Source organism: Vibrio pacinii DSM 19139 (assembly GCF_000711795.1).
In the GTDB taxonomy this organism is placed as follows: Bacteria; Pseudomonadota; Gammaproteobacteria; order Enterobacterales; family Vibrionaceae; genus Vibrio; species Vibrio pacinii.
The window spans coordinates 33,211-50,354 of the sequence record NZ_JONH01000018.1; the positions used below are offsets into that span (position 1 = coordinate 33,211).

The window sequence follows — 17,144 nt, forward strand, 5'->3', positions numbered from 1 at the left end:
TGGTTTATGTTTTGATTTCATTGCTTTGTACCCGTTTTTATATCCTGTGGATAAATAGTATGAACAGAGTTATCCACAATGGGTGGCGTTGTTCGAGAGCTGAATCAACCAACAAGAGAGCTAACGGTGACAGAGTTAAAATGGATTCACTGACGCAGTCATGGCATTCTAGGCAGATCTTTTTGCATTTTCTTTGGATACGTAAAGACTATGGCTCATATCCCTGATAATCCGTTAATACTCATCGACGGTTCTTCTTACCTTTACCGCGCTTTTCATGCTTATCCTGGCACCATGAGTAATGGTGATATACCGACCAACGCCGTTTACGGTGTGGTTAATATGCTGCGCAGTATGATGCGTCAATTTGCGTCGGATCGTATGGCCGTGGTGTTTGATGCAAAAGGTAAAACTTTCCGTGATGATATGTATCCGGAATATAAAGCCAATCGTCCGCCGATGCCGGATGATCTACGTTGCCAAATCGAGCCTTTACATAATGTTATCCGTGCCATGGGGCTTCCCTTGATTTGTGTTCCAGGCGTTGAAGCGGATGATGTGATCGGTACTTTAGCCCATCAAGCATCTCAAAATGGTGTCCCTGTGCTGATCAGTACTGGCGATAAAGATATGGCCCAGCTGGTGGATGAGAACGTTACTTTGATCAACACCATGACGAATGTTGTGCTTGATCGTGAAGGGGTGATTGAGAAGTTTGGTATTCCTCCCGAATTGATCATCGATTATCTAGCCTTGATGGGCGATAAAGTCGATAACATTCCGGGGGTTCCGGGTGTCGGCGATAAAACCGCGACGGCTTTGTTACAGGGCATTGGCAGCCTAGAGAAAATTTATCAAAATCTCGATGATATTGCTGCGCTTGGTTTCCGTGGTTCCAAGACCATGGCGAAAAAACTCATCGACAATAAAGACAATGCGATGCTCTCGTATGAGCTAGCGACCATCAAATTGGATGTTGAGCTAGAGCAAGACTACGACGCGTTGCTCAAGAGCGTGCCGAACAAAGACGAGCTGGTTAAATTGTACGGTGAGTTGGTATTCAAGTCATGGCTCAACGAGCTACTTGAAGGTGGCACTGGTGTGGTCGAAGCCGACGAAAAGTCAGGCGCAATGCGTAACTCGGGGTCAGTGACAAACGCGCCTGAGCTCAATGTCTCAGCAGTCAACATCGATCGTAGCCAATACCAAACGATTTTAGATCAAGAGACGTTCAATATTTGGCTCGATAAGCTTAAAGCGGCGGATGTGTTTGCCTTCGATACCGAGACCGATAGCCTCAACTACATGGTGGCTAATCTCGTCGGGGTCTCGTTTGCGGTCGAAGAGGGGGTGGCAGCGTATGTACCTGTGGCGCACGACTACCTAGATGCCCCGCAACAGCTTGACCGTGATTGGGTTCTAGCACAACTCAAGCCGATCTTAGAAGATGACTCGCAAGCCAAAGTAGGACAAAACCTCAAATATGATGCAAGCGTATTGGCTCGATACGACATTGAATTGAAAGGTATCAAATACGACACCATGTTGGCTTCGTATGTTTACAACAGTGTTGGCGGTAAACATGACATGGACAGCTTAGCACTGCGCTTTTTGCAACATAGCTGTATTTCTTTCGAGCAAATCGCAGGCAAAGGCAAAAAGCAGCTCACCTTCAATCAAATTGAACTCGACCAAGCTGCGCCTTATGCGGCCGAAGATGCAGATGTGACGCTACGTTTGCACAAGCGCTTAATGGAAAACATCGACCAGGACGAAAAACTCAAAGCGGTTTATGAGCAAATCGAAGTCCCTTTAGTGCCTGTGCTTTCACGTATTGAACGTACTGGTGTATTGATTGATGATATGAAGCTGGCCACGCAATCACAAGAGATAGCTCAGCGTCTTGACCAGCTTGAACAAAAGGCTTACGAGGTTGCCGAGCAAGAGTTCAATATGAACTCTCCCAAGCAACTGCAAGCGATTTTGTTTGAGAAAATGGGACTTCCCGTGGTGAAGAAGACGCCATCAGGTACGCCATCGACCAACGAAGAGGTGTTGCAAGAGTTAGCACTTGATTACCCACTACCAAAGCTGATTTTAGAATATCGTGGTTTAGCCAAGCTAAAGTCGACCTATACCGACAAATTGCCGAAGATGATTAACCCTGAAACTGGGCGTGTTCACACCTCATATCATCAAGCGGTTACAGCGACTGGGCGTCTTTCATCGACCGATCCAAACTTGCAGAATATTCCAATTCGTAATGAAGAGGGGCGCCGCATTCGCCAAGCATTCATTGCCCCGCATGGTTATAAGATCATGGCCGTCGACTATTCGCAAATTGAACTGCGCATTATGGCCCACTTATCGGGCGATAAGGCACTGTTGGAAGCGTTCCAACAAGGTAAAGATATTCATACCGCCACCGCCGCTGAGATCATCGGTGTTGATATTGAACAGGTCACCAGCGAACAGCGTCGTCGTGCTAAAGCGGTTAACTTTGGTTTGATTTATGGCATGAGTGCGTTCGGTCTGGCCAAACAGTTGGGCATTCCACGCGGTGAAGCGCAGCACTATATCGATACCTATTTTGAACGTTATCCTGGTGTTATGCACTATATGGAAGACACGCGCAGCGCAGCATCGGAACAAGGTTACGTTGAAACCATTTTTGGTCGCCGTTTACACCTGCCAGAAATTAAGTCACGTAATGGCATGCGTCGCAAAGCGGCTGAGCGCGCGGCGATTAACGCTCCCATGCAGGGAACGGCAGCGGATATCATTAAAAAGGCGATGTTGCTGGTTGCTGACTGGATTGAGCAACATGGCGATGGTCGAGTGAAGTTACTGATGCAGGTACACGATGAGCTGGTTTTTGAAGTTAAAGAGTCAGCTTTGGCCGAAATTGAAAGTAAAGTACAACAATTGATGGAGTCTGCCGCCCAACTAAACGTTCCATTGGTGGCTGAGTCAGGCCACGGTGACAACTGGGATCAGGCCCACTAGACATAAAAGTCGCAAAAACAACGCAATAACATGAGCCAGTGCACAAACACTGGCTTTTTTTACACCTAAAAGAAGTTACGCACCTGCTGGTTGATATGTAGTTTAACAAAACTATCATGAAAAAAAGTTACAAAAGTGGTTTTCATTTCTGACCAATTGTTGTACATTATTCGACGTAGGGTACAGAGGTAAGATGTTCTATCTTTCAGACCTTTTGTTTCACGTTATTGGATTAGGCTGATTCAGCCGCCCCAGTCAGCTTTTGACTGGGGCGTTTTTTATTGGGCCAAAGAAAATTTTTCATGCTACTTTTCACCGCGATTTCCCTCTTTTAACGCCACGTTATTCAACGTTTATTTACTTTTTCTAATGTCGACTCCTGGTCAGTGTGAATGTGTAATTTTGCAAAACTTTGTAACTTTATACCAATCACACTTTGGTTATTTTGATTCGAAAATCAAAGTGGCTCAATCGGCAAGAAAAGTCGCAAACCATAAATAAAGATAAATTTATCAGTGGGTTAGTCTACAAATAATGAAGAGGTTTGTCGTGAGGGTGGTTTAGTCTAGGTGATTGATTTACATCGCGAGATGCATAATGCTTAGCAGATAATAACTAATAACGATTATTTCTCTCCCATTGCCCCGCCAGGATGGTGGGGCTCTTTATTTCTTCAGCAATAAAAATGAGCAACAAAAAAAGCCCCACCAAAATTGGCAGGGCTAAGATTCTATTGCATAGCGTTATTGTTGTTCGTCGCTATCTACATCCACTGACTCTGTTTGATCCACTGACTCTGCTTCGATGACATCATCAGTCATTTGCGCAGCAATCGCGGGTGCAAACCAAGTATCAAGCTTATTGCGTAACACATCAACGCCGATGCCTTTAAGTGATGAGAATGGGGCAACGTTGACATCGCCACCAAAGCCGATGGCCTCTTGCTGAATTTTTAGCACCTGTGCTTTACGTGCGCCGCTTTTCAACTTATCTGCTTTCGTTAATAGCACCTGGACTGGAATACCGCTGTCGACTGCCCAGAAAATCAGTTGTTGGTCGAGGTCTTTCATTGGGTGACGGATATCCATCAATACCACTAAGCCCTTTAAACTCTGGCGCTTTTGTAAATACTCACCGAGAGATTTTTGCCATTTCTTTTTCATTTCGAGCGGGACCTGCGCAAAGCCATAGCCCGGCAAATCAACAATATGGCAACCTTCAGTCACTTTAAATAAGTTGATTAATTGAGTACGACCAGGGGTTTTACTGGTTTTAGCTAAGTTGCGCTGATTGGTCAGGCGATTTAGAGAGCTTGACTTACCGGCGTTGGAGCGCCCTGCAAACGCAACTTCGATACCTTCATCTTCAGGCAAATGACGAATATCAGGTGCGCTGGTGATGAAATGCGTGTTTTGATAATGAATTTTTACGCTCACTGTTAACTCCATCTCGACTTTGTGTAGTCGATTGATTACTTTTTTGTGAAATTGTGTAAAATAACCGTGCTCGGCATAAGGTCGCCTATTGTACCATGAGTGTTAACGCAGAGTGGTACCGGAAGCTTGATAATTATAATGGAATGTCATGAAGAAATTAGCGCTAATCTTGAGTCTTTTAGCCAGCTGCTCTGTGTGGGCCCAAGGCAGCATCGAAGCTGGTAAAGCAAAATCCCAAACGTGTGTTGCCTGCCACGGTGCTGATGGCAACAGTCAACTCGCTATGTACCCTAAACTTGCAGGTCAGCATGCTAAATACCTAGAAAAGCAGCTCAAAGATCTCAAGCTAGGTATGACTAGCAATGGTAAGCAAGGTCGTTACGATCCTGTGATGAGTGGTATGGCTATGCCACTGTCTGAGCAAGATATGCAAGACCTTGCTGCTTATTACGCTTCTTTGCCAATTTCTAGCAACTCAACGCCAGAAAATGTTGTCAAAAAAGGTAAGGCCCTCTACACAGCCGGTGATGCAGAGCGTGGTTTAGCCGCATGTATCGCTTGTCATGGTCCTCGTGGTAATGGTACTGAGCTTTCAGGTTTTCCTAAAATCTCTGGCCAACACGCCGACTACATCAAGGCTCAGCTTGAAAAATTCCGCGATGGAAATCGTGACAACGATATGAACGCGATGATGCGTGATATCGCTAAGAAGCTGACTGATGAAGATATCGATACTCTTTCTAAATACGTTGGTGGCCTACACTAAGCCCTACTTATTCGTTCGAGCACAAAGTTGTACTGAAAAAGCCCAAACTTAGGTTTGGGCTTTTTCATGCGTGCTCGCTCACAGTTAGAGGGTCCTCGCGGTGAGCAATCTAGCGATTGTACTTGTAAGAGATCGTCCATACTTGTTGCTTGATACGACGCGCTTCGATTGATAAATGATTGAAAAATAAAGGTCTAAGATTCGGCTGAAAAAAATAGCGGTTTTTTGCTATTCGTGGATTGCATCAAGTTGGTAACGCGATAAAGTGAAGTCATCGGCAGGGCGCTGATAGAGGAATTCAGACTAGGACGTCTCCAAGGATTGCGAGTCACGGAGATTCGATAGCATTAAAGGATTAAGAGTCAGCAGGAAGCTGTCTCGATACGGATGGTCAACTCGTCTAATGGTTCAGACAGGTAACGGATCAGGCTAAGGGATAGCCCAGGTATCAGGAAGTAAAAGGAAAGCCAAAATTCACCAGGATGGTGGCAAACAACACCTTTTGGCAGGGAAAGCACAAAAAACAAATGGAATATTGATGCACACAAGTCTGTGCAACACAGTTTTGCCAATCGGCATTTAGGAAGCGATAGAGATACTCTATCGCTTTTTTTATTGCTATTTTTTAATAATCGCTGATTATTTGCGCAATAGTACTCCACTCTGACCTGACTTTCTGGTATGTTTCGCATCCCTGTTTGAGGATGTATTCATGCACAATTGTCCCCTTTGTCAAAGCTTGGACACAGAGCACTATTTTGCAGATAAGCGTCGTGCCTATCTTCAATGTCAGCAATGTGCTTTGGTGTTTGTCAATCCAGAGCAACGTCTTGATGCAAAGCAAGAGAAAGCACACTACGATTTGCATGAGAATGATCCAAATGACGCTGGGTATCGAGGCTTTTTATCACGAGTTGCCGACCCGATATTAACGCGCATTGAGCCACATTCTCACGGGTTAGATTTTGGTTGTGGTCCTGGTCCAACATTATCGTTAATGTTGCAAGAGCAGGGACACACCATGAGTTTGTACGATATCTACTATCACTCAGATACTGAGGTATTGCAGAAAACGTATGACTTTATGACTGCCACCGAAGTCATCGAGCACTTATATGAGCCCAACAAAGTGTGGCAGCAATGGTTGAATTTAGTTAAGCCAGGAGGCTGGATTGGTCTAATGACCAAGATGGTTAAGGATGTAGAAGCGTTTGCGGCATGGCATTATAAGAATGATCCCACCCACGTGGTGTTCTTTAGCCGAGCAACGTTTCACTTTCTGGCAGAGCGGGATCAGCTCGAGCTTGAATTTATTGGTAATGATGTAATTTTACTGAGGAAAGCCCAGTAATGAGCCGTAGTAAAAAAGCAAGATCAGGCGGTAATGGCGACGTAGTCGTAGTACGTAACCGCTCGCAAGCCGACGTTGAAGGTCGTTTGCGTAAAAAAGATAAAAAGCGCAAAGGTTTAAAAACGGGTAACCGTCACTCTGACGCACAAAATGAACAGCAGAACTCTGCAGGCCAAAAACGTGACCCACGTTTGGGCAGCAAGAAAAAAATTCCACTGATTGTTGAAGCGGCGAAGAAACCAACTAAGGTTGAACGTCGTATAAGTGCAGAGAAAGAGCTGGAAATATTGGAAAACGATGCACAGCTCAACGTATTGCTTGATCGTTTAGACAATGGTGACAAGCTCGGTATGGGTCTGCAGAAGTACGTTGACGAGAAGCTTGCTCGTATCGAAGTATTGATGAGACAACTTGGTATTTACCAAGAAGAATCACAAGACGAGATTGAACCAGAAGTCGTCGTGCCTGCTGCGGCAAAGAAACCGAGCAAAAAAGCCGACTCTGATGAAGCATTATTGTCTCAGTTCGAGAGTTTAGACCTGAATCAATTTAAAGGGTAAAAGAGCACTATGAATGTAACCTTATTAGCCATTGCTGGCGGAGCGATTATTCTCGGTCTGGCCGTTTATGCGGGTTACCTTCTGCTCCAGCTTAAGAAGCAAAAGGATTTGCAGTTGCAGCACCACAAGCTTGCCATTGAGAAGCGTAATGCCAATATCTTTGAAAGCGTGAGTGTTCTTTGCTTAGCCGGTATCCAAGAGCAGTGTGACCTGTCAGAAATCAGTATTCGTGTTTATAACATCATGGACTATGTTCAGGGTGAAGACCGTGTCGATTTCGACCAAGAGTTTCCAGCGACTTCAGAGCTGTTCCATATCGTTAAAGATATGCCACGCGGCGAAGAAAGGCAGCAACTTGACAAGCAACAGCGCATGAAGCACAACCTTGAGCGCCACAAAGCAGAAGCGCGCCTTCAACAAGACATTATTGAAGAACTTAAGCGCCTGCAGAAAAAGATTCAGCCACTGAACAATCAGATCAACATTCAAATGATCTAAGCGTGTCTCGATCACTCACTCTAAAAGGGTAGTGATCGAGTTATCACTTCTGAGTATTGCTTGTTAAAAAGCAGACTGCCCACCTTCGCGTTCGCATCAGGTGTGGCAAAATAGCCTGCTAATGACATGGCGCCTTGCGCCCAATAAGCACCATAGCCCAAACGGAAATACCAACATGTCGCAGCCTGTCGTCGCAAGCCAGCAAATCGTCTGGGATCAAGCCATCCTAGATAAGTACAACTATTCAGGTCCTCGTTATACCTCATATCCGACTGCCTTAGAGTTTCACGAGGCGTTTACGGTAGCGGACTATGACATGGCATGTGCTCAGTATCCGGACAGGCCACTGTCGTTGTATATTCACATCCCTTTCTGCCACCAGCTTTGCTACTACTGTGGTTGTAATAAGGTGATCACTCGTCACGCCCATAAAGCGGATGAGTATTTAGATGCGCTTGAACTTGAGATCCGCACTCGCGCGGCTTTGATACAACAACGCACAGTTACTCAGCTTCATTTCGGTGGCGGTACGCCCACATTCCTCAGTAAAACGCAGATTAGCCGCTTGATGGCCATTTTACGTGGTGAATTCTACTTTGAGGCCGATGCGGAGATCAGCATTGAAGTCGATCCACGTGAGATTGATCTCGATGTCCTTGACCATTTGCGTAGTGAAGGCTTCAACCGCTTGAGCATTGGTGTCCAAGACTTCAACAAAGAAGTGCAGAAGCTCGTCAACCGAGAGCAAGATGAAGCGTTCATTTTTGCCATGGTTGAGCGAGCGAATCAGCTCGGTTTCCGCTCGACTAACCTAGATCTTATCTACGGTTTACCTAAGCAAACCAAGCAGTCATTTGCGAAGACACTAGAACAAGTACTCGAGATGCAGCCAGGTCGTCTATCGATCTTTAACTACGCTCATATGCCGCAACTGTTTGCAGCGCAGCGTAAGATTAAAGATGAGGATCTCCCTGCGGCTGATGAAAAAATGGCGATTCTTCAAGATACCATTGCCACTTTGACCAATGATGGTTACCAATTTATTGGTATGGACCACTTTGCTAAGCCGGATGATGAACTCGCGGTTGCTCAGCGTCAGGGTATTTTGCATCGAAACTTCCAAGGCTATACCACTCAAGGTGAGGCGGATTTGGTCGGTTTCGGCGTGTCGGCCATCTCTATGGTGGGTGATGCTTATGCGCAGAACCAGAAAGAGCTGAAAAAGTACTACGCGCAAGTCAGCGATCAGCGCCACGCATTATGGAAAGGGGTGGCTCTAGATAGTGATGACTTACTTCGTCGTGAAGTGATTAAGCAGCTAATTTGTAACTTTAAGCTCGACAAAACGGCGATCGAATCTGAGTTTGGCGTTAACTTTAATGCTTACTTTAAGCAAGATCTCGAGTTGCTGCAGACCTTTATCAATGACCAATTGGTTGAGATTGACGATAACGAAATTCGCGTGACTTTGCGTGGACGTTTGTTGATTCGCAACATCTGTATGTGTTTTGATAAGTATCTAAGAGCGAAGGCGAGACAGCAGCAGTTCTCTCGCGTTATCTAAATCTTCTGCGTATTTGAAAATTGCAAGCATCACAAGCCACCGTCTTTCTCTATCTCTGAAAAAACGGTGGCTTTGTTGTATCTGGTGTGGGCTTATGGAGCGATATAGGTATCGTGGGCGGTGTCCCACAATGCCTTGACCAGCGGGTTATCCAATTGAGAGCGTTTGCAACATACGCCGAGACTAAAGGGCTTAATCGAAGCAACTTTTAAACGCTCAATTTTCTCTTTTACTGGGCTGTTATTGATCACCACATCTGGCGCGATGCCGACCCCGCACCCAAGCGCAACCATACTGACAATCGCTTCATGACCAGAGACTTGCGCATAAATATTGGGCTTAATTTTCATTGCCTTAAACCACGTATTGGCCCGCTCTCGCGCGGTACCTGACTCTGGCACAATAAACGGAATTAATGACCAGTCAGGTTTATCTTGTTGCAGCACTTTGGCGAAATTACTGACTCCAGCTGGCGCGATTACCGAAAGTGGAATTTCGCTGATGGCCTCAAACTCTATTCGCGCGGGAAGTTGTTCCGGCTTCGCCGCTATTGCCATATCGACATCATCGGCAAGCACTCTATCGATGGCTTGAGCCGGGTCACCTGTCGAAAGTTTAAACTCAATAAAAGGGTGCTGGAGGCGAAACTCAGACAGCAATTCAGGCAGATGGCTATAGCTGGCGGTCACGGAACAGAACAGGCGAATCTCACCACGTAATTCCTGCTCATGGCCCTTAATGTGAGCGTTGTAATCTTGCCATTCACCTAAAATGTTGAGTGCGACAGGGAGCAGTTTTTTCGCGGCAGGTGTCAGCTCAACACTACGGTTGTCGCGCACGAACAGTACTTGCTTGGTGTCCGCTTCCAATTTTTGAATCTGGCGACTGAGTGCTGACGGGCTGATGTGCATCGCAGAGGCGGTTTTAGCAAAGCTTTTACTATCACACAGATGAATGAATAGCTGCAGGCTCTTAATGTTCATAAAAGCGTCATGTCCTTGTTGCATTTATTGCAATAACTAATTGTGAATATATCACTTTAAGCAACTTACTGTCTGATTTAGTATGAACTCATTCGGTACAAAGCGACCGACCTTCAATGGACAAATTCTTAAAGGAGCGCCTAATGGCTAACTATTTCAACACTTTAAACCTTCGTGAGCAGCTTGACCAACTTGGTCGTTGTCGTTTTATGGACCGCAGCGAATTCGCCACGGAAGCGGATTACCTTAAAGGTAAGAAGATTGTCATTGTTGGTTGTGGTGCTCAAGGCCTAAACCAAGGCCTAAATATGCGTGATTCAGGCCTCAACGTTGCGTATGCATTGCGTCAGGCTGCGATTGATGAGCAGCGTCAATCATACAAAAACGCCAAAGAGAACGGCTTTGAAGTGGCAAGCTACGAAACTCTGATCCCACAAGCGGATCTGGTTATCAACCTAACACCAGATAAGCAACACACTAATGTGGTAGAAACGGTGATGCCACTGATGAAACAAGGCGCTGCACTTGGTTACTCGCATGGCTTCAATGTGGTTGAAGAAGGCATGCAAATTCGTAAAGACATCACGGTTGTGATGGTAGCACCTAAGTGTCCAGGTACCGAGGTACGTGAAGAGTACAAACGTGGCTTCGGCGTTCCAACCCTGATTGCGGTTCACCCAGAGAACGATCCACAAGGTGAAGGTTGGGATATCGCTAAAGCATGGGCTGCGGGTACAGGTGGTCATCGTGCTGGTTGTCTAGAGTCTTCATTCGTTGCTGAAGTAAAATCAGACTTGATGGGTGAACAAACGATTCTATGTGGCATGCTGCAAGCGGGTTCTATTGTCTCTTACGAGAAGATGATTGCTGACGGTATTGACCCAAGCTATGCCGGTAAATTACTGCAATACGGTTGGGAAACCATCACTGAAGCACTGAAGTTCGGTGGCATTACACACATGATGGACCGTCTATCAAACCCAGCTAAAGTGAAAGCCTTTGAACTGTCTGAAGAGCTGAAAGAGCTAATGCGTCCACTGTACAACAAGCACATGGATGACATCATCACGGGTGAGTTCTCAAGCACCATGATGGCTGACTGGGCCAACGACGATGCGAACCTACTTGGTTGGCGTGAAGAGACGGGTGAAACTGCGTTTGAAAATTACCCAGAGTCAGATATCGAAATTTCAGAGCAAGAGTATTTCGATAACGGCATCCTACTCGTAGCGATGGTTCGTGCGGGTGTTGAGCTTGCGTTCGAAGCCATGACCGCATCAGGCATCATTGATGAGTCAGCGTATTATGAGTCATTGCATGAGCTTCCACTTATCGCTAACACAGTGGCACGTAAGCGCCTATACGAAATGAATGTAGTTATTTCAGATACCGCAGAGTACGGTAACTACCTATTTGCCAACGTCGCAACTCCGCTATTGCGTGAGAAGTTCATGCCTTCGGTATCAACGGATGTGATTGGTAAAGGTCTGGGCGAAACGTCTAACCAAGTGGATAACGCAACTCTCATCGCCGTAAACGATACTATCCGTAACCACCCTGTTGAGTACATTGGTGAAGAACTTCGTGGTTATATGACGGATATGAAAAATATCGCGGTAGGTGGCTAAATTAGGCAACAACTCCAGCCAGATTGGGGTCAATAAATACATAATAAAACACAACATCTAATAAAAAGGCTTGGTCACCGTTGACCAAGCCTTTTGTTATTCTAGCGTTGCATTACTTATCCGCGAGCTTCTCTTCTAGAGCCGCCAGTTTCTGCTCCATCTCTGTCAGCTTTTGGCGTGTACGCAATAGCACTTGAGTTTGTACGTCGAACTCTTCACGGCTTACCACATCCAATTTATTCAGTTGGCCTTGAATAACTTGGCGTACTTTCTGGTCAACATCGGCGCCAAGCTCTTTAACTGGCGCTGGCATTGAGTCATGAATCTGTTTAGCGATTTGTTCTAACTTCTTTGGGTCAAACATAGTGTCTAAAACTCCTTTCAATTTGCTCTAATTCTAAGTAATTGATACGGGAAAGTCGCTACTTGGATAGCAAAAAAGCGAACCAACGTTGAGCAATGAGGTGGGGCGAGTTGTGATAGGTATAAAAAAGGCCACCGAAGTGGCCTTTGTCGAGCAAGGGATTAACGATTGTCGGCTAAGTCGCGACACGCGGCTTTTGCTTCATCAATTCTTGCTAGCTTTTCGAGGTCTTTATCCTCCACAAACACTGGTAATGGTTTGTGTTTTTCTGCTAGGTAGCTGTAAATAACAGGCAATACGAACAAGGTAAAGATGGTACCAATCGCTAGACCCGCCACGATAACAATACCGATGCTGAAACGCTGCGCTGCGCCAGCACCTGTTGCGTACATCAGCGGGATAAGACCTGCAATCATCGCCGCGGTTGTCATAAGAATTGGACGAAGACGAACTTTCGCCGCTTCCGTTACCGCTTCCATACGAGACTTTTTGTTATGTAGCTGCTCTTCTTTCGCTACTTCACAAATAAGAATACCGTGCTTGGTAATCAGACCTACCAGTGTGATCAAACCGACCTGAGAGTAGATGTTCATCGTCGCAGCGCCCCATGCCAGAGCAATTAATGCCCCACAAATAGCAAGCGGTACGGATACCATGATCACCAATGGGTCTTTGAGTGATTCAAACTGAATAGCCAATACCAAGAAGATGATCGCCAGTGCCAGACCAAAGGTCGCATACAGCGCACTTCCTTCTGTCACAAATTGACGAGCTTCACCCATGTAGTCATGGTTGTAGCCAGCAGGCAGTTTGGTTTGGGCGGTGTTTTCAAACCAATCAATGGCATCGCCCATGGCAGTACCTGGGGATGGAACTGCGCCCACGGTTGCTGAATTCAACTGGTTGAAGTGAGGCAGTGATAATGGCTCTGCTACCACATCAATCGAGATTAAACTGCCCAGTGGTACGGCTTCGCCATTTGCTGAACGAACATAGTAGTTGTTCATTGACTCTGGGTTCAGACGCCACTTACGTTCAACCTGAGGAATAACCTCATAAGAACGACCGTTTAAGTCGATACGGTTAACGTAGCCATCAGACATCATGGTACTTAAAGTAATACCGATATCTTGCATGGTCACGCCATAAGCTCCCGCTTTATCTTTATCGATATTAATCTTCATCGTTGCCGAATCGTAGTTTAAATCGAGGTTTGAATAAACGAAGAGCGGGCTTGCTGTTGTTTCTGCAAGTACATCAGAGGCAACAGTAAATAAGCTTTCAAACGCATTTGGTGTGGTAATAACAAACTGAATCGGCAATCCAGAACCTGCACCAGGTAATTCTGGCATTTGGAAGGTCGTTACCGCCATACCTGGGATGTTAGTGACTAACCCGCCAATGCGATTGGTCACTTCTGCCTGGCTTGCTTCACGCTCACTCCATGGAACCATCGAAGCGATACCAAACGCTTGGTTGGAATTTGGAACACCAGTAAATACCTGCGCAAATGCAACTTCTGGTTGAGCAGACAGAATCTCGTTGACGTCATTCATGGTGTTTTGCATGTAATCTAAGTTCGAGTTTGAAGAACCCGTACCGATCATCATCACCACGCCTTTATCTTCGGAAGGTGCCAACTCGCTTGGAATGAATTTAAACAATAAAGGTAAACTCATAAACACGATAACAGCAAACGCTAAAACCACCGGTCTGTGAGCAAGAACCGCGCGCAACATTCCCTCGTAGCGATTGGTCATGCGTTCCAATACTGAATGAACGGTGCTTTCAAACTTGCTTGGCTTTTCGTTTGCTTTAAGCATTTTTGAACACATCATTGGTGACAGTGTTAATGCAATAATACCTGAGACAAACACCGAACCTGCGAGAGTGAGAGCAAATTCTTTAAACAGTGAACCGGTAATACCACCCATTAATGCTATCGGAGCATATACCGCGCCTAGGGTTAGTGTCATCGCAATAACGGGTACTGCAATTTCACGGGTACCAATAATCGCAGCGCGGAACGGTGATTCACCTTCTTTAATGTGTCGATCGACGTTCTCAAGAACAACGATGGCATCATCAACGACCAAGCCGATAGCCAAAACCATCGCCAGTAGAGTCATCAGGTTCCACGAAAATCCCATCGTTTGCATAACCATCGCTACACCAATAAGTGATAGCGGGATAGTGACAATAGGGATGATAACGGCACGAAGTGACCCTAAGAATAGCGTGATAACCACCAAAACGATCAAAGCGGCTTCCGCAATCGTCTTAATTACTTCATTGATAGACTCGTTAATAGCAATGGTTGAGTCATACATGATGTTCATGGTGATGTTGCTAGGAAGGTTGCGTTGTAAGTGCGGCAACATATCCCGTACGCTGGCGGCGATATTAATGGGGTTGGCACTAGGTGCCGCGTTAATCGCTGCTACTACGGCTTCATTACCATTTGCCGTGGCGCGATAAACATCGTGACTTTTTTCCAATGTGACTTTGGCAATATCACCTAAACGGGTGACTTGGCCATCATTGGATTTAACCACTAAGTTTTCAAGCTCAGTAACATTGGATACCTGAGTATTGGCGCTACCATTATAGAGAACGAACTCTCCGGTTGCTTGCCCCGTCGCGGATTGATAGTTGTTGGCGTTGAGTACACCCATCACATCTGTTGCAGTGAGTTTCAATGCGCCCATTTTTTCAGGATCAAGCCATACACGTAACGCATATTTCAGACCACCATAAAGGTCGATACTGGCAATACCATTGACGGCGTATAGCTGAGGGTTAACAACGCGTTCCAAGTAGTCGGTAATTTGGCTCGACTTTAAATCATCACTGGTAAAGCCAATGTACATTACCGCCGTTGTTGAGCCGGTCGACATGGTTACGGTTGGGTCTTCAGCTTCTTTTGGTAGCTGAGAACGAACCGAGTTCGATTTGGCTAATACGTCAGATAAGGCCGCATTTGGGTCAGTATTGAGCTTCATATTGACCGTAATGGTTGATTTACCTAGTACGGACGATGAAGTCATATAGTCAATGTTATCGGCTTGTGCGACAGCTTGTTCCAATGGCTGAGTAATAAAGCCTTGAACCAAGTCAGCACTTGCACCGTAGTAACTGGTGGTGACGGTTACTACCGTATTCGTCATTTCAGGGTATTCACTGACCTGCATTTTGAACATTGCTTGCAAACCGAGCAAGGCTATCAAAAAGCTGATAGATACCGCCAAAACTGGACGTTTAATAAAAACATCAGTAAAGCGCATGATTCCTCCGGTTAAAGCATTGGTGTTTCAGCTGGTGGAGTGGTTGCATCACTTTCTACAACGCGTACTTTGACTCCATTACTTAAACGAACTTGACCTGATGTCACCACCACGTCTCCAGCTTTCACACCTTCAAGAATGTGCGCGATGTCTGCTGTTCGTTCTCCAACTTTCACAACGCTTTGTTTCACGCGTTTTTCACCATTTTCTTCTGTGATGATATAAACATTATCACCGTAGAGCGTGAAGGTGATCGCCGTTTGTGGCAGTGTGATTTGGTTTGTTAATTTAGGCAAAATGATGTTCGCACGGGCAAACATGCCGCTGCGAAGCTTGCCATCATTGTTGGGAATATCAGCTTGAACTTGAATTAAACCACTTTGAACACTGACCGCCGGCTCGATAGCTGTGATTGAGCCTTTAAATGGTGAGTCTGGATAAGCATCAACAAAGATATCAACTTCTTGATCGATTGAAATGCGAGAGATATCGGTTTGTGGAACCGTAAATCGTAGGCGCATTACACTGGTATCTTCAAGACGAACAATGTCAGTACCTGGTTGTAAATATTGACCTAAATACACATTGCGGATACCAACCACACCAGCAAATGGCGCTTTGATTTCACGGCGATCGATAGCCGCTTTCAAGCTTTCAATGTCGGCTTTTAAAGAGAAATAGTTAGCTTCTGCATCATCGTAAGCTTCTTTAGAAATTGAGCCTTTCTTGAATAGACCTTGATAGCGTTTGTATTTGGCCTCGGCAGCAGGCAATTTGGCTTGTGCACTCTTGAGGTTCGCTTTTTCGACTTCAGAATCGAGTTGAACCAGAGGTTGGCCTTCTTCTACTAGGGTGCCTGATTCGAAGGTAATCTTATTAATCACACCGCTGGTTTCGTTGGCTACTGTAACGCCTTGGTTTGGCTCGATAAAGCCGATCGCTTCAATAACGGGTACCCAATCTACCGCTTCGACCTGAGTCACTGTCACGGGAAATTCAGGTTCAGGTCGGTTCGCCATATATTCAGCGATCTTCTGTTGTTTGAAGAGATTAAAACCTATCACACTGCCAAAAAGCAGTATTGCGATAAGTAACATAAAAAAAGTCCACTTTTTCATTCTGACTAGAACTCCAAATTAGTGTGTTGTAATTGCATCCCAACTGGCCTCAATGGCCGCTTCAATGGCCTCTTGGTCCAGATGGTAATATCCGAGAGATTGTTTACGTGCCAATGTGACACTCACTTCCAAACTCAGTGCTGCTAACACCGAGTTATCTAAAGATTTGAATACTCGCTGATCGCGTCCTTCTGAAAACATTTTATCGACTTTATGGAACATCTGACTTTCGATCTCTTTGGTTTCATGGCTGCGAACACATGGCAAAGAATCGTATTGAGCTCGATTCTTTAATGACTCGATGTTAGACCTTGAAAGATCGAAAATGTTTAACCACATTTTGCGAAAGCGTTGTTTCAGTGGCATGTTGTCATCAACATCGCGCTGAATAATTTCAGCGTTGCGCTGACAAACCGTCAAACGAACTTGTTGCAATAAGTCTTCTTTATCTGAGAAATAACGATAAATGGTGCCTGCAGCAACCCCAGCCTCTCTAGCTAGCTTATGCATTGATAGGCCGTGAAAGCCTGATTCGGCGATCAGTTTTTCAGCAGCATCAATAATTTTTTGTCTTTTATCTTCCATA

General features: G+C 45.4%; 14 protein-coding genes. 8 read left to right on the top strand and 6 right to left on the bottom strand.

Annotated elements, in window-relative coordinates:
• The first annotated feature begins 210 nt into the window (after nucleotides 1-210).
• Nucleotides 211-3,006: a DNA polymerase I gene (gene polA / locus BS19_RS12250; protein ID WP_038175583.1), complete on the top strand. Its 2,796-nt coding sequence runs from the start codon at nucleotides 211-213 to the stop codon at nucleotides 3,004-3,006.
• A 193-nt stretch (nucleotides 3,007-3,199) separates the two neighbouring features.
• Nucleotides 3,200-3,247: a small protein SpfP gene (gene spfP / locus BS19_RS20785; RefSeq protein ID WP_438356636.1), complete on the top strand. Its 48-nt coding sequence runs from the start codon at nucleotides 3,200-3,202 to the stop codon at nucleotides 3,245-3,247.
• 502 nt (nucleotides 3,248-3,749) lie between these two features.
• On the opposite strand, the gene yihA is transcribed toward spfP, so the two are convergent.
• Complete coding sequence (gene yihA / locus BS19_RS12255; RefSeq protein WP_038175584.1) at nucleotides 3,750-4,442, bottom strand: ribosome biogenesis GTP-binding protein YihA/YsxC; 693 nt, start codon at nucleotides 4,440-4,442, stop codon at nucleotides 3,750-3,752.
• A 148-nt stretch (nucleotides 4,443-4,590) separates the two neighbouring features.
• Here yihA and BS19_RS12260 point away from each other — a divergent pair, with 148 nt between their 5' ends.
• The 5 genes from BS19_RS12260 to hemN all read left to right on the top strand — a co-directional run bounded on the left by BS19_RS12260 (nucleotide 4,591) and on the right by hemN (nucleotide 9,181).
• The gene (locus BS19_RS12260) at nucleotides 4,591-5,208 is read left to right on the top strand and encodes a c-type cytochrome (protein WP_038175585.1); all 618 of its coding nucleotides are present in this window, start codon (nucleotides 4,591-4,593) and stop codon (nucleotides 5,206-5,208) included.
• 712 nt (nucleotides 5,209-5,920) lie between these two features.
• Complete coding sequence (locus BS19_RS12265; protein ID WP_038175586.1) at nucleotides 5,921-6,559, top strand: class I SAM-dependent methyltransferase; 639 nt, start codon at nucleotides 5,921-5,923, stop codon at nucleotides 6,557-6,559.
• Nucleotides 6,559-7,119 carry a Der GTPase-activating protein YihI gene (yihI, locus tag BS19_RS12270; protein ID WP_038175587.1) on the top strand — a complete coding sequence of 187 codons (561 nt, stop codon included), beginning with the start codon at nucleotides 6,559-6,561 and terminating at the stop codon, nucleotides 7,117-7,119. Before BS19_RS12265 ends, yihI begins: the two co-directional genes overlap by 1 nt.
• A gap of 9 nt (nucleotides 7,120-7,128) precedes the next feature.
• Nucleotides 7,129-7,617, top strand: coding sequence for a DUF2489 domain-containing protein (locus BS19_RS12275; RefSeq protein ID WP_038175588.1), 489 nt, complete (start codon nucleotides 7,129-7,131; stop codon nucleotides 7,615-7,617).
• 175 nt (nucleotides 7,618-7,792) lie between these two features.
• Nucleotides 7,793-9,181, top strand: coding sequence for an oxygen-independent coproporphyrinogen III oxidase (gene hemN / locus BS19_RS12280; RefSeq protein WP_038175589.1), 1,389 nt, complete (start codon nucleotides 7,793-7,795; stop codon nucleotides 9,179-9,181).
• A gap of 92 nt (nucleotides 9,182-9,273) precedes the next feature.
• Here hemN and ilvY read toward each other — a convergent pair whose 3' ends face one another.
• Entirely contained in the window at nucleotides 9,274-10,164 is an 891-nt protein-coding gene (gene ilvY / locus BS19_RS12285; protein ID WP_038175590.1) for an HTH-type transcriptional activator IlvY, read from the bottom strand.
• A gap of 143 nt (nucleotides 10,165-10,307) precedes the next feature.
• Between ilvY and ilvC the strand changes: the two genes are divergently transcribed.
• Nucleotides 10,308-11,792, top strand: a complete 1,485-nt coding sequence (gene ilvC, locus BS19_RS12290) for a ketol-acid reductoisomerase (protein ID WP_038175591.1) — start codon at nucleotides 10,308-10,310, stop codon at nucleotides 11,790-11,792.
• A gap of 112 nt (nucleotides 11,793-11,904) precedes the next feature.
• Here ilvC and ubiK read toward each other — a convergent pair whose 3' ends face one another.
• The 4 genes from ubiK to BS19_RS12310 form a co-directional block, all read right to left on the bottom strand.
• Nucleotides 11,905-12,156, bottom strand: coding sequence for a ubiquinone biosynthesis accessory factor UbiK (gene ubiK, locus BS19_RS12295; RefSeq protein WP_038175592.1), 252 nt, complete (start codon nucleotides 12,154-12,156; stop codon nucleotides 11,905-11,907).
• Nucleotides 12,157-12,317: 161 nt separating this feature from the next.
• Complete coding sequence (locus tag BS19_RS12300; RefSeq protein WP_038175593.1) at nucleotides 12,318-15,440, bottom strand: multidrug efflux RND transporter permease subunit; 3,123 nt, start codon at nucleotides 15,438-15,440, stop codon at nucleotides 12,318-12,320.
• Between the two features lie 11 nt (nucleotides 15,441-15,451).
• The gene (locus BS19_RS12305; protein WP_038175594.1) at nucleotides 15,452-16,558 is read right to left on the bottom strand and encodes an efflux RND transporter periplasmic adaptor subunit; all 1,107 of its coding nucleotides are present in this window, start codon (nucleotides 16,556-16,558) and stop codon (nucleotides 15,452-15,454) included.
• 18 nt (nucleotides 16,559-16,576) lie between these two features.
• Entirely contained in the window at nucleotides 16,577-17,143 is a 567-nt protein-coding gene (locus BS19_RS12310; RefSeq protein ID WP_038175595.1) for a TetR/AcrR family transcriptional regulator, read from the bottom strand.
• Nucleotide 17,144 lies beyond the last annotated feature (1 nt).

Coding starts and splice junctions, on each gene's coding strand:
- BS19_RS12260 (WP_038175585.1), top strand. CDS start 4,591: ATGAAGAAATTAGCGCTAATCTTGAGTCTTTTAGCCAGCTGCTCTGTG.
- ilvC (WP_038175591.1), top strand. CDS start 10,308: ATGGCTAACTATTTCAACACTTTAAACCTTCGTGAGCAGCTTGACCAA.
- ubiK (WP_038175592.1), bottom strand. CDS start 12,156: ATGTTTGACCCAAAGAAGTTAGAACAAATCGCTAAACAGATTCATGAC.
- BS19_RS12265 (WP_038175586.1), top strand. CDS start 5,921: ATGCACAATTGTCCCCTTTGTCAAAGCTTGGACACAGAGCACTATTTT.
- BS19_RS12310 (WP_038175595.1), bottom strand. CDS start 17,143: ATGGAAGATAAAAGACAAAAAATTATTGATGCTGCTGAAAAACTGATC.
- polA (WP_038175583.1), top strand. CDS start 211: ATGGCTCATATCCCTGATAATCCGTTAATACTCATCGACGGTTCTTCT.
- BS19_RS12275 (WP_038175588.1), top strand. CDS start 7,129: ATGAATGTAACCTTATTAGCCATTGCTGGCGGAGCGATTATTCTCGGT.
- yihI (WP_038175587.1), top strand. CDS start 6,559: ATGAGCCGTAGTAAAAAAGCAAGATCAGGCGGTAATGGCGACGTAGTC.
- BS19_RS12305 (WP_038175594.1), bottom strand. CDS start 16,558: ATGAAAAAGTGGACTTTTTTTATGTTACTTATCGCAATACTGCTTTTT.
- hemN (WP_038175589.1), top strand. CDS start 7,793: ATGTCGCAGCCTGTCGTCGCAAGCCAGCAAATCGTCTGGGATCAAGCC.
- ilvY (WP_038175590.1), bottom strand. CDS start 10,164: ATGAACATTAAGAGCCTGCAGCTATTCATTCATCTGTGTGATAGTAAA.
- BS19_RS12300 (WP_038175593.1), bottom strand. CDS start 15,440: ATGCGCTTTACTGATGTTTTTATTAAACGTCCAGTTTTGGCGGTATCT.